Origin of the sequence: Lawsonibacter asaccharolyticus, from assembly GCF_022453915.1 — a bacterium.
Lineage (GTDB): Bacteria > Bacillota > Clostridia > Oscillospirales > Oscillospiraceae > Lawsonibacter > Lawsonibacter asaccharolyticus.
Genome location: NZ_CP091870.1, coordinates 1,309,238 through 1,321,184 on the forward strand (window position 1 = coordinate 1,309,238; position 11,947 = coordinate 1,321,184).

The window sequence follows — 11,947 nt, forward strand, 5'->3', positions numbered from 1 at the left end:
CACCTCATTTATGTCACAGGTTGGGCGGGTCACAGCTCCCCCTCCATCATGGTGGAGAAGAGCTGGTTGAGCCGGTCGGTCCGGCCCTGGAGATAGAGCCAGCCGAACAGGGCCTCCAGGGCGGTGGCAGTCTGATACTCCCCACGGCTGGCCCCCTTGGGGACAGAGTGGGGGGCGGTGTTTCGGCCCCGGCGGAAGACATCCGCCTCCTCCTGGGTGAGCAGGGGGAGGATGCGCTCTGCCCGCCGGGCCTGGGCCGGCGCGGCCACATAGCCCACTGTGGCCCGGTGCAGGTTGCGGGCGGTGGCCTTGCCGTGGAGACAGAGCCAGGAGCGCACCATCAGCTCATACACCCCGTCCCCCAGGTGGGCCAGCCCCAGGCTGGACAGATTCAGCAGCTGTTCAGCGTCCATATTCAGGTGGAAGTAGTCGATCATAGGGTCCCCTCCGTCTCAGGCTTTCAATCTATTATCATACCACACTCCCCCCTATAAGACAATGCCTATATGCTGTAAAGATCACATGCGCACACACACGAGAGCAAAGAGAGCTGGTGCAGGCCGTTGCCAACCGGGCCGGGGTCTGGTACAATAGGGCCAAAAGAAAAGGGCCCCGGGACGGGGCGGAGAGGAGAAGCGCCATGCACAACGAACTGACGCAGAAGGACCTCCAGCTGATGCGGGAGGAGCTGGACTACCGCAGGGTCCAGCTGCGGCCCAAACTGCTGGAAGCGGTGAAGGAGGCCAGGGCTTTCGGCGATCTGAGCGAGAATTTTGAGTACAAGGCGGCCAAGCAGGAGAAGAACCGGAACGAGAGCCGCATCCGATTTCTGGAAAACATGATCAAGACCGCCGTGGTCATCGCGGACCATTCCGGGGCGGACACGGTGGGATTGTACGACCGGGTGACGGTCTACCTGGAGGAGGACGACGAGACAGAGGTGTACCAGATCGTCACCACCATGCGCCAGGATGCCCTCCACGGCCTGGTGAGCAAGGAGTCCCCCATGGGAAAGGCCCTGCTGGGCCGCAGGGTGGGGGACCGGCCCTATGTCCAGGTCAATGAGCAGTACGGCTACTATGTGGAGGTCAGATCCATCGAAAAGGGGACGGACGACGGCTCCGTCCCCCTCAACCGATTCTGAGCGGCGGGAGAGCAGGGAAAGGGGGGGGCACGGCGCAAGCCGTGCCCCCCAGCTTTTCCGGCGGTGTATCCTCACAGGTGGAGAAGCCGGCTGGCAATGGTGAAGTAGAGGACCAGGGAAAGGGCGTCCACGATGGTGGTGATCAGAGGGGCGGCCATGATGGCGGGGTCGGCCCGCACCAGCTTGGCCAGCATGGGCAGAGCTCCGCCGATGGTCTTGGCCAGGACCACCGTAGCGAACAGGGACAGGGTGACTGTGACGCACACCAGCTCGTTTCCCGGGTAGGAGAGGAGCAGGCGGACCAGGTTGACCAGGGAGAGGACCGCGCCCACCAGCAGGCTGACCCTCAGCTCCTTCCAGAGCACCTTGGGGAAGTCGGACAGGGCGATGTCCCCCACCGCCATGCCGCGGATGACCAGGGTGCTGCTCTGGCTGCCGGCGTTCCCGCCGGTGTCGGTGAGCATGGGGATAAAGGTGACCAGCAGGGGCATCACCGAGAAGGCGGCCTCATAGCGACCCAGGATGCCGCCGGTGATCATGCCGGAGATCATCAGCACCAGCAGCCACAGGATGCGGTTTTTGGCCAGGGCGAACACGCCGGTCTTGAGATAGGACTTTTCCGAGGGGGCCATAGCAGCCATGCGCTGAAAGTCCTCAGTGGCCTCCTCCTCCATCACATCCATCACGTCGTCCACCGTGACCACCCCGACCAGCCGGTCCTCCTGGTCCACCACCGGCAGGGAGAGAAAGTCGTACCGCATCAGGGCCCGGACGGCCAGTTCCTGGTCGTCGGTGGTGCGGACGGTGATCACGTTGGGCTCCATCAGCGTCCGGACGGGGGCGTTGTCGGGGGCCAGCAGCAGCTCCCGCAGGGTGACTACACCGTCCAGCACCCGGCGGCCGTCGGTGACATAGCAGGTGTAGATGGATTCGCAGTCTCCCCCCAGGCGGCGGATCCGGCGGATGGCCTCGGCCGCGGTCATGGTCCCTTTCAGGTCGATGAATTCCGCGGTCATGATGCTGCCCACCGACTGCTCCGGATATTTGAGGAACTGGTTGATGAGCCTGCGGGTCTCGGGCCGGGCGTTTTTCAGCACCCGCTTGACCACGCCGGCGGGCAGCTCCTCCAGCAGATCCACCGTGTCGTCCATGGCCAGCTCCTCCAGGATGCCGGCCAGCTCCCGGTCGGGGAGGGAGACGACGATCATCTGCTGGGTGTCAGGGGGGAGATTGGAAAAGACCTCCGCCGCCTGCTCCTTGGGCAGCGTGCGGAAGGCCAGCGCGCCCTGTTCCTGGGGCAGGCCCTCCAGAAGATCGGCCAGATCCACCGGGTTCTGCTCCGCCAGAATGGCAGAGAGCTCACGGTAGCGCTTGTCCCGGATCAGCTCCAGGCAGCGCTCCAAACATTTCTTGTTCTGCATTGGCAACCTCCTTTTTGTCAGGAAGCCTCCAATGGGACAGACAAAGCCGCACCGGCCCCCCGGAGACGGGAAAGACCTGTGCGGCGACATTCTCAGCGGGCGCATAGCACAGCGGAAGGGCCCCGGCGGGGCGCATAACAGACCTCCGCCTGTGCGGAAGCCAGGCGGCAGGGGGCGCTGTGCAGAGCTCCCTATGCCGGAGAAAAGGCAAGGGGGCCCGGGAGAGAACTGTCGCTGTCCGATTTGAGACTTCGGCCGTAAGCGTCCACTTACCTTTCCTCCTTTTTAGATCAGATGGGAGATGAAAATCATACTCCACCCGTAGGATAACACAGCAGACAGAGGATTGCAAGAGAAAACGGGAAAAAAACGGAAGGGCGGTCCCATACACCTGTGCTGATGGCCGATGTGTGCGGCCTGATGGGGACATCGGGCCCTGCATGGGGGCGTGGAAGCTGCGGCACACCCCGTGCAGACGCGGGGCAGGGTCCCCGTTCAGCCCTGCGGATCTCCCGCTGGCGCTTCTGACCAAAAGAACAGATGTTTTGGGGTATTCTATTTTCCAGAGAGATTTGCTATAATAATAAAATAAGTCTCCGCGCGACCTCATTCTGATTGGACGGGAGGACCCTATGGATCGTTTTGAACTGCTGCGCACAGAGCTGACCCGACGCTGTCCCGGGCTGGAGCTGCGGGAAGAGGAGCCTATGGCCCGACACACCTCCTTCCGCATCGGCGGCCCGGCCCGACTGATGGCCCTGCCCAGGACGGAGGAGGAGGCCCGGGAGACCCTTCAGGCGGCCTGGGCGCTGGAGATCCCGCCATTTTTCCTGGGGAACGGCTCCAATCTGCTGGTGGCGGATCGGGGATATGAGGGCTTTGTGGTCAAGCCGGCCGGGGCGCTGGAGGAAATACGGGCCCTCCCCCCGGAACGGCCGGGGGAGAAGGGGCGGCTGGAGGCGGGAGGGGCCGCGCTGCTGTCCCGGCTCTCCAAGGCCGCGCTGGATCAGGGCCTCACCGGCCTGGAGTTCGCCCAGGGCATCCCGGGGAGCGTGGGCGGCGGGGTGACGATGAACGCAGGGGCCTACGGCGGGGAGACCGCCCAGGTGCTCCTCCAGGTTACCGCGCTGGAACGGGACGGGACCCAGCGGCTGCTCTCCGGGGCCGACTGCGGCCTGAGCTACCGGCACAGCCGGTTTTCAGAGGGGGACCTGCTGATCTGCCGGGCGGTATTCGCCCTGCCGGAGGGAAACCGGGAGGAGATCGCCGGGCGGATGGCAGACTTTGCCCAGCGGCGGAGAGAGAAGCAGCCTCTGGAATATCCCAGCGCCGGCTCCACCTTCAAGCGCCCCCAGGGGCACTTCGCCGCCGCCCTCATCGACCAGTGCGGCCTGAAGGGCAGGGCGGTTGGGGGCGCCCAGGTGTCGGAGAAGCACGCGGGCTTCCTCATCAACCGGGGGGGCGCCACCTGCGCCGATGTCCTGGAGCTGGCGGACCAGGTGCGGCAGGAGGTGCTGCGCCAGACCGGCGTGGAGCTGGAGCTGGAGATCCGGGTGCTGGGGTAAGATGGACGGATATACGAGAGAGGAGCTGGACGAGGCGCTGACGGCCGTCCAGTCCATCATCCATAAGTGTGAGGCGGCCCAGAAGAAATTTCCGCGGGGCACCGCCCGCCACACCCTGCTGGAGCGGCGGCTGAGGGCCATGTACCTGTCCCGGGCGCTGATCTGTCGGGAGCTGTCCGGGGCGGACGGCAGAGAGAGATAAGAGGTGTACAGCCATGGAATTTATCATCATTTCCGGCCTGTCCGGGGCGGGGAAGAGCAAGGCGGCCTCCTTCATGGAGGACATGGGCTTTTTCTGTGTGGACAATCTGCCCGCCCCCCTCATCCCCAAATTTGCTGAGCTGGGTATGGCCGGGACGGGGGAGTACGACCGGGTGGTACTGGTCACAGACGTGCGCTCCGGCACCAATTTCAGCGCCCTGTTCCAGTCCCTGGAGGCGCTGAAGGGGATGAAGTGCCCCTACCGCATCCTGTATATGGACGCCTCGGACGACGTGATCATCAAGCGGTATAAGGAGACCCGCCGCAGCCACCCCCTGGCGGAGGAATGCGACTCCCTGGAGGGGGCCATCGCCCTGGAGCGGCGGATGCTGGCCCCCCTGCGGGAGCGGGCGGAGTTCGTGGTGGACACCTCCGACCTGTCCACCGCCAAGCTGCGGGGCGAGCTGCTCCGACTCTTCGGACGGGGGAGCCAGGAGGGGGCTATGACGGTGAGCGTCACCTCCTTCGGCTTCAAGCACGGACTGCCCCGAGAGGCGGATCTGGTCTTTGACGTGCGCTTCCTGCCCAACCCCTACTATGTTCAGGAGCTGCGCCCCCGCACCGGCCTGGACGACGGGGTAAGGGACTACGTGTTTTCCGGCGGAGCGGCCGGGGAGTTCCTGGAAAAGCTTCAGGACCTGGTGGGCTTTCTCCTCCCCAAATATGTGGAGGAGGGGAAGACGGCGCTGGTGGTGGCGGTGGGCTGCACCGGCGGACACCACCGCTCGGTGGCCATTGCCCATGCGCTGGCGGCCTATATCCGGGGCAGGGGTTACCCGGTGACGGAGAGCCACCGGGACCTGGGCAGGACGTAAGGAGCGGACAGAGCAAACTTGAAGGGAGGTCCCGCTATGCCGGACACCATTCCAAATCTGCACCAGTGGGAGCGCGGCCCCAAGATCACCGCCATCGGCGGGGGGACAGGGCTGTCCACCATGCTGCGGGGACTGAAAAAATACACCAAAAACCTGACGGCGGTGGTCACTGTGGCCGACGACGGGGGCGGCTCCGGCGTGCTGCGCCGGGACATCGGCATGCCGCCCCCCGGGGATATCCGCCACTGCATGGAGTCCCTGGCCAACGTGGAGCCGATCATGGAGCGGCTGCTCACCTACCGCTTTCAGGAGGGCTCCCTGGCCGGACAGTCCTTCGGGAACCTGATCCTGGCCGCCCTCAACGGGGTGACCGGCTCCTTTGAGGAGGCGGTGGCTCAGATGAGCCAGGTGCTGGCCATCACCGGGCGCATCCTTCCCGTGACCAGCGCCGATGTGCAGCTGGAGGCCGTCTTTGAGAACGGGGCCCGGGTGGTGGGGGAGTCCAAGATCAGTTCCTTTAAAAAAGAGCAGGACTGCCGCATCGCCCATGTGGCACTGCTCCCGGAGCGGCCCGCCGCCCTCCCGGCCGCCCTCCAGGCCATTCGGGAGGCGGACCTGATCCTGATGGGACCGGGCAGCCTGTACACCAGCGTCATCCCCAACCTGCTGGTGGAGGGGGTGGTGGAGGCCATCTGCCGCTCCGAGGCGCTGAAGATCTATGTGTGTAACATCATGACCCAGGAGGGGGAGACAGAGGGGTACACCGCCGCCGACCATGTGGACGCCCTGCTGTCCCACGGGGCGCCGGGGCTGGTGGACCTGTGCCTGGCCAACTCGGCGCCGGTGCGTCCCGGCCTGGTGGAGAAGTACCGGGAAGAAGACGCCGCCCCCATCCTGGTGGACCGGGAGCGCATCCGGGCCATGGGGCTGGAGCTGGAGGAGTATCCGGTGGCCTCGGAGGGGGGCGACTATGCCCGCCACGACCCGGACCGGCTGGCGGCGGCGGTGCTGGACGTGTACCGCCGGCGGGCGGTGCGCATCTTCCGGGGCGAACAGCGGTACATCATTGAGGAGTGAGACCATGTCCTTTGCAGGAGAGACCAAGGGGGAGCTGTGCCGGACGGCGCTGAACCGGAAATGCTGCACCCAGGCGGAGGCATACGGCGTTCTGCTTTACTGCAACACCTTTTCCGGGCGGGAGATCCGCATCATCACGGAGAACGAGGCATTTGCCCAGCGGCTCCCTACCCTGTTCCGCAAGGCGTTCCGCCTCTCCTTTGACCGTCTGCCTGATGGGGAGGGGAAGTACAGCTTCGGCATCACGGACCCTGCCAAGCTGGCAGCAGTGAGCGGGACCTTCGGGATGGATGCGGGCAGTCTGGCAAACCACGTGAACTTCGCCGTGCTGGAGGAGCCCTGCTGCCGGGCTGCCTTCCTCCGGGGGGCGTTCCTGGCGGGGGGGTCGGTCACCGACCCCCGGAAGGCCTATCACCTGGAGCTGTCCACCTCCCACTACAACGTGAGCCGGGAGGTGCCCGCCCTGATGCGGGAGGCGGGCTTCCAGCCCAAGGAGGCCACCCGGAAGGCCAACTATATCGCCTATTTCAAGCAGAGTGAGCGCATCGAGGACTTCCTTACCGCCATCGGCGCGCCCCTGGCCGCCATGGAGATCATGAACGCCAAGCTGGAGAAGAACCTGCGGGGCAGCGTGAACCGGCGGGTGAACTGTGACGCGGCCAACCTGGACAAGGCGGTGGAGGCGGCCCAGGTCCAGCTGGAGGCGATCCGGAGCCTGGAGCAGTCCGGGCAGCTGGAGGGCCTGCCGGACAAGCTGCGGGAGACGGCCCGACTGCGGCTGGAGCACCCGGAGGATACTCTGGCGGAGCTGGCGGCCCTGTGTGACCCGCCGGCGACCAAGTCGGCCCTGAACCATCGGCTGCGTAAGCTGGTGGAGCTGGGGCAGGCCCGGGGCGAGGGGGCGGGGCCCGGCAAAACTATCTGATACCACGGGAGAGATCTATGACCTTGATTTGTTATCTGACCGCCGGAGCCGTCAACCTGTTCTGGCTGATCCTGGGGGACAGGCTCTCGCTCCCGGTGCAGATGGCGATCCCCATCCTGACCGTGCTGCTGGCAGGGACCGGGGTGCTGCTGCGTCTGAGGAAGCTGCGGGGAGAGCAGCGGCGGCGTTACCGCACGGGGGCCCTGTGGGTCCTGCTGCTCTACTACCTGTGCATCCTGTCGGTGCTGCTGTTTTTCGGCGGGCTGTTCCACCTGGACCGGGGCTATGGCGGGGCTGTGAATCTGGAGCCCTTCCACACCATCCGAAACTATATCATCTACTACCGGCGGACGGGCAGCTTTGTCAGCGTGACCAATCTGCTGGGCAATGTGGTGATTTTGGTGCCGCTGGGGGTGCTGATGCCGGTGATGTTCCGGCCTATGCGCCACTTCTGGACCTTTCTGCCCCTGGCCGCGCTGGTGTCCTGCGGCGTGGAGTACATCCAGTGGGTGACCGCCACCGGCGCGGCAGATGTGGACGACTCCATCCTGAACTTTATCGGCGCGGCCCTGGGATACCTGTTTACCCGGCTGTGTCAGATCACAGCGGGCATGATAGCAAAGCGGAGGAGCCGCGGGGAATAAATGGAGGCCTTTGGACGATATGCCATCTGGCAGGGGAGACCCTTGAAAAAGGCGGCGGAGGGATGATATGGAACAGGAAAAAGTATTCTCCATGAAGCTGTCGAAGATATATCCACTGCTGACGGCCAAAGCGGAGCGGAAGGGCCGCACCCGGCAGGAGGTGGATGAGGTCATCTGCTGGCTGACCGGATACGACCGGGCGGGCCTGGAGCGGCAGCTCAGCCTGGACATAGACTATGGGACCTTTTTCCGGGAAGCGCCCCGGATGAACCCCAGCTGCGGGAAGATCACAGGGACCGTCTGCGGCGTCCGGGTGGAGGAGATCGAGGACCCACTGATGCGGAAGATCCGGTATTTGGACAAGCTGATCGACGAGCTGGCAAAGGGAAAGCCGCTGGAGAAGGTCCTTCGGAAATAGAGACTCTTTGTGATGTGTGCCGCGGGGCGGCCCCGACCGGCGTCTCCGTGGGGCCGCCCTGCTGTATAGGATTTGAGAAGAACAGACCTGACCGACGGAGAAAAGAGGCAGCAAGAGGTCCTGCTCCAAATTTGTTTGCGTCTTTTCCGGAGAAGAAGGAGGGGCTTATGGCCTTTGTCCACTTACATCTGCATACGGAATTCTCCCTTCTGGATGGCGCCTGCCGCATCAAGAAGCTGGTGGAGCGGGTCCGGGAGATCGGACAGGACGCGGTGGCTATCACAGACCACGGGGTCATGTACGGGGTGGTGGATTTCTACAAGGCCTGCAAGGAGGCGGGCATCAAGCCCATCATCGGCTGTGAGGTCTATGTGGCCCCAAGGGGCCGGACCCGGTTCCAGAAGGTCCACGAGTTCGACTCCTCCTTCCACCACCTGGTCCTGCTGTGCCGGAATGAGGAGGGCTACCGCAATCTCTCCTACATGGTCTCTCAGGCGTTCCTGGAGGGCTTTTACATCAAGCCCCGCATCGACCTGGACCTGCTGCGGGAGCACTGCGGCGGCCTGATCGCCTGCTCCGCCTGCCTGGGGGGCGAGGTGCCCAAGCTGCTGGCTGCAGGGGACTATGACAAGGCCAAAGAGGTTGCCCTGGAGATGCGGGAACTGTTCGGCGCGGATGGCTACTATCTGGAGCTCCAGGACCACGGCATCCCGGTCCAGCGCCAGGTGAACGGGGGGCTGATCCGGCTGCACGAGGAGACGGGCATCCCCCTGGTGGCCACCAACGACGCCCACTATCTGCGGAAAGAGGACGCGGAGATGCAGGACATCCTCATGTGCATCCAGATGGGCAAGACGGTGGATGACCCAAACCGGATGAAGTTTGAGACCGAGGAGTTCTACGTGAAGACCGAGGCGGAGATGGCCGCCCTCTTTCCCAATTACCCGGAGGCCCTGGAGAACACCGTGAAGATCGCCCAGCTGTGCAACGTGGAGTTCGAGTTCGGCAAGTACCACCTGCCCCACTTCCAGCTGCCCGAGGGGTGGACCGATGGGGACGCCTACTTCGAGAAGCTGTGCATGGACGGCTTCCGCTGGCGCTACCCCTCCCAGCCCCAGGAGTATCTGGACAAGCTGCGCTATGAGATGGACATGATCCGCAAGATGGGCTTTGTGGACTACTTCCTCATCGTCTCCGACTTCATCGCCTACGCCAAGGGCCACGGCATCCCCGTGGGGCCGGGGCGGGGCTCGGCGGCGGGGTCCATGGTGTCCTACTGCCTGAACATCACCGACCTGGACCCCGTGAAGTACAGCCTGTACTTCGAGCGCTTCCTGAACCCGGAGCGGGTCACCATGCCCGATATCGACATCGACTTCTGCATCCGCCGCCGGCAGGAGGTCATCGACTACGTGGCCCAAAAGTACGGGGCGGACCACGTGGCCCAGATCGTCACTTTCGGCACCATGGCCGCCCGGGCGGCGGTGCGGGACGTGGGCCGGGTGCTGAACATGCCCTACGCCGACGTGGATGTGATCGCCAAGCAGATCCCCAGCGGGCCGGGGGCCCTGCATATCACCCTGGAGGACGCCCTGAAGCTGTCCAAGCAGCTCAAGGAGTCCTACGACGGCAGCCCTCAGGTGAAAAAGCTCATCGACACCGCCAGGGCCATCGAGGGCATGCCCCGGAACACCTCCACACACGCCGCCGGGGTGGTCATCACCAGCCGGCCGGTGAGCGATTATGTCCCCCTGGCCAAAAACGACGACCTGGTAGTCACGCAGTACATCATGACCACACTGGAGGAGCTGGGCCTGCTGAAGATGGACTTCCTGGGCCTGCGGAACCTGACGGTGCTGGACGACGCGGCCCGGCTGGTCCGGCGCAGCCACCCGGACTTCCACACCAGCCAGATCCCGGAGGATGACCCGGCCACCTTCCAGATGCTCTCCGAGGGGCGTACTTCCGGCGTGTTCCAGATGGAGTCCGCCGGCATGACCGGGGTGTGCATCGGCCTGAAGCCCCAGAGCATCGAGGATATCACCGCCATCATCGCGCTTTACCGTCCGGGCCCCATGGAGTCCATTCCCCGGTTCATCGCCTGCAAGCACAACCCGGAGAAGGTCACCTACAAGCACCCCGCTCTGGTGCCCATCCTGTCCAACACCTACGGCTGCATCGTGTATCAGGAGCAGGTGATCCAGATCTTCCAGCAGCTGGGCGGCTACTCCCTGGGCCAGGCGGACATGGTGCGCCGGGCCATGTCCAAGAAAAAGGTGAAGGACATTGAGCGGGAGCGGGAGACCTTCCTCCACGGGGACCCGGCGCGGAGCATCGCCGGCTGCGCCGCCAACGGCATCCCCGAGGCGGTGGCCCAGAGCATCTACGACGAGATCTACGACTTTGCCAACTACGCCTTCAACAAGGCCCACGCGGTGTGCTACGCCGTGGTGGCCTATCAGACGGCCTGGTTCAAGTGCCACCACCCCAAGGAGTACATGGCCGCCCTGCTCACCTCGGTGCTGGACTCCAGCGACAAGGTGGCGGAGTATATCGCCGAGTGCAAGGAGTGGCACATCAGCCTGCTGCCCCCGGACATCAACGAGTCGGAGGCGGACTTCACCGTCTCCGAGGGGGGCATCCGCTTCGGCCTGGTGGCCCTGAAGGGTGTGGGCCGGAGCGTCATCAACAGCCTGCTGGAAGAGCGGAGCAAGGGTGGACCCTTTACAGACTTTATGGACTTCTGCGACCGCATGTTCGACCATGACCTGAACCGGCGGGTGCTGGAGAGCCTTATCAAGTCCGGCGCCTTTGACCGCATGGGCTGTAAGCGCTCCCAACTGATGGAGGTCTTCGGCCAGGTGCTGGACGGCATCGCCGCCAGCCGCAAGCGGAACGTGGAGGGCCAGCTGGACCTGTTCGGAATGGGGGGCGGGGAGGCGGAGCAGGCGGCCCTGCCGGCTCTCCACCTGGCCAATATCCCTGAGTACACCCCCCAGCAGCTGATGACCATGGAGAAGGAGGTCACCGGTCTCTACCTCACCGGCCACCCCATGGACGCCTATCGGGAGGCGGCCCGCCGCAGGGGGGCGGTGACCATCGGCTCCATTCTGAGCGACTTCGCCCGGGAGGACGGTCCCGCCGTCTACCGGGACGGCCAGATGGTGAAGGTGGCTGGCGTGATCTCCACATATAAAACCAGGACCACCCGGAACAATACCCTGATGGCCTATGTCAGCCTGGAGGACGACACCGGGGGGATGGAGCTGCTGGTCTTTGCCCGCGCCCTGGACCAGAGCGGCGGATACATCCGGGAGAACCAGGCCATCCTGGCCAGCGGCAGGATCTCCGTCCGGGACGAGAAGGAGCCCCAGCTGATGGCGGACGAGATCCGCCCCCTGGACACACCCGAGGCGGAGGAGCGGCGGGAGGCGGGGGAGCGGAAGCTCTTCATCCGCCTGCCCGGCCCGGACGACCCCAGGACCCGAAAGGTGAAGCTGGCCCTCTCCTTTTTCCCGGGGGAGCAGCCGGTGGTGCTGTATTACCAGGATATCCGGAAGCAGTCCAAGGGATACTGTATGATACACCCCTCCCTGCTGGCCGACCTGAGAGAGCGGCTGGGGGAGGAGAATGTGGTGGTCCAGTGACCCACCTCCCGGAGAGAAAGAGAGACGGGG

11 protein-coding genes are annotated in these 11,947 nt (G+C 64.6%); 9 read left to right on the forward strand and 2 right to left on the reverse strand.

What is annotated here, in order from left to right; translation table 11 throughout:
* Window positions 1-29 precede the first annotated feature (29 nt).
* Window positions 30-437, reverse strand: coding sequence for a Mini-ribonuclease 3 (locus L9O85_RS06195; RefSeq protein ID WP_050624590.1), 408 nt, complete (start codon window positions 435-437; stop codon window positions 30-32).
* 203 nt (window positions 438-640) lie between these two features.
* Between L9O85_RS06195 and L9O85_RS06200 the strand changes: the two genes are divergently transcribed.
* On the forward strand, window positions 641-1,144 hold the full coding sequence (locus L9O85_RS06200) for a GreA/GreB family elongation factor (RefSeq protein ID WP_256183382.1): 504 nt from the start codon (window positions 641-643) through the stop codon (window positions 1,142-1,144).
* 71 nt (window positions 1,145-1,215) lie between these two features.
* Here the strand turns inward: L9O85_RS06200 and mgtE are convergent, their stop codons facing one another.
* Window positions 1,216-2,565 carry a magnesium transporter gene (mgtE, locus tag L9O85_RS06205; protein WP_050624592.1) on the reverse strand — a complete coding sequence of 450 codons (1,350 nt, stop codon included), beginning with the start codon at window positions 2,563-2,565 and terminating at the stop codon, window positions 1,216-1,218.
* A gap of 632 nt (window positions 2,566-3,197) precedes the next feature.
* Between mgtE and murB the strand changes: the two genes are divergently transcribed.
* The 8 genes from murB to L9O85_RS06245 all read left to right on the forward strand — a co-directional run bounded on the left by murB (window position 3,198) and on the right by L9O85_RS06245 (window position 11,917).
* Entirely contained in the window at window positions 3,198-4,130 is a 933-nt protein-coding gene (gene murB / locus L9O85_RS06210) for a UDP-N-acetylmuramate dehydrogenase (RefSeq protein WP_276853225.1), read from the forward strand.
* Window position 4,131: 1 nt separating this feature from the next.
* Entirely contained in the window at window positions 4,132-4,332 is a 201-nt protein-coding gene (locus L9O85_RS06215) for a hypothetical protein (protein WP_277102747.1), read from the forward strand.
* A 13-nt stretch (window positions 4,333-4,345) separates the two neighbouring features.
* Window positions 4,346-5,206, forward strand: a complete 861-nt coding sequence (gene rapZ, locus L9O85_RS06220; RefSeq protein ID WP_050624596.1) for an RNase adapter RapZ — start codon at window positions 4,346-4,348, stop codon at window positions 5,204-5,206.
* A gap of 36 nt (window positions 5,207-5,242) precedes the next feature.
* Window positions 5,243-6,283, forward strand: a complete 1,041-nt coding sequence (locus L9O85_RS06225; protein WP_050624597.1) for a gluconeogenesis factor YvcK family protein — start codon at window positions 5,243-5,245, stop codon at window positions 6,281-6,283.
* A gap of 4 nt (window positions 6,284-6,287) precedes the next feature.
* On the forward strand, window positions 6,288-7,208 hold the full coding sequence (gene whiA, locus L9O85_RS06230) for a DNA-binding protein WhiA (protein WP_301579930.1): 921 nt from the start codon (window positions 6,288-6,290) through the stop codon (window positions 7,206-7,208).
* Window positions 7,209-7,225: 17 nt separating this feature from the next.
* Window positions 7,226-7,852, forward strand: a complete 627-nt coding sequence (locus tag L9O85_RS06235) for a VanZ family protein (protein WP_108981380.1) — start codon at window positions 7,226-7,228, stop codon at window positions 7,850-7,852.
* A 67-nt stretch (window positions 7,853-7,919) separates the two neighbouring features.
* Window positions 7,920-8,270, forward strand: coding sequence for a DUF2200 domain-containing protein (locus L9O85_RS06240; protein WP_050624600.1), 351 nt, complete (start codon window positions 7,920-7,922; stop codon window positions 8,268-8,270).
* Window positions 8,271-8,437: 167 nt separating this feature from the next.
* Window positions 8,438-11,917: a DNA polymerase III subunit alpha gene (locus tag L9O85_RS06245; RefSeq protein WP_276853234.1), complete on the forward strand. Its 3,480-nt coding sequence runs from the start codon at window positions 8,438-8,440 to the stop codon at window positions 11,915-11,917.
* Window positions 11,918-11,947 lie beyond the last annotated feature (30 nt).

What these genes read in the sequence shown, in the direction of transcription:
- L9O85_RS06195 (WP_050624590.1), bottom strand. Translation starts at nt 437, where the DNA reads ATGATCGACTACTTCCACCTGAATATGGACGCTGAACAGCTGCTGAAT.
- L9O85_RS06200 (WP_256183382.1), top strand. Translation starts at nt 641, where the DNA reads ATGCACAACGAACTGACGCAGAAGGACCTCCAGCTGATGCGGGAGGAG.
- mgtE (WP_050624592.1), bottom strand. Translation starts at nt 2,565, where the DNA reads ATGCAGAACAAGAAATGTTTGGAGCGCTGCCTGGAGCTGATCCGGGAC.
- murB (WP_276853225.1), top strand. Translation starts at nt 3,198, where the DNA reads ATGGATCGTTTTGAACTGCTGCGCACAGAGCTGACCCGACGCTGTCCC.
- L9O85_RS06215 (WP_277102747.1), top strand. Translation starts at nt 4,132, where the DNA reads ATGGACGGATATACGAGAGAGGAGCTGGACGAGGCGCTGACGGCCGTC.
- rapZ (WP_050624596.1), top strand. Translation starts at nt 4,346, where the DNA reads ATGGAATTTATCATCATTTCCGGCCTGTCCGGGGCGGGGAAGAGCAAG.
- L9O85_RS06225 (WP_050624597.1), top strand. Translation starts at nt 5,243, where the DNA reads ATGCCGGACACCATTCCAAATCTGCACCAGTGGGAGCGCGGCCCCAAG.
- whiA (WP_301579930.1), top strand. Translation starts at nt 6,288, where the DNA reads ATGTCCTTTGCAGGAGAGACCAAGGGGGAGCTGTGCCGGACGGCGCTG.
- L9O85_RS06235 (WP_108981380.1), top strand. Translation starts at nt 7,226, where the DNA reads ATGACCTTGATTTGTTATCTGACCGCCGGAGCCGTCAACCTGTTCTGG.
- L9O85_RS06240 (WP_050624600.1), top strand. Translation starts at nt 7,920, where the DNA reads ATGGAACAGGAAAAAGTATTCTCCATGAAGCTGTCGAAGATATATCCA.
- L9O85_RS06245 (WP_276853234.1), top strand. Translation starts at nt 8,438, where the DNA reads ATGGCCTTTGTCCACTTACATCTGCATACGGAATTCTCCCTTCTGGAT.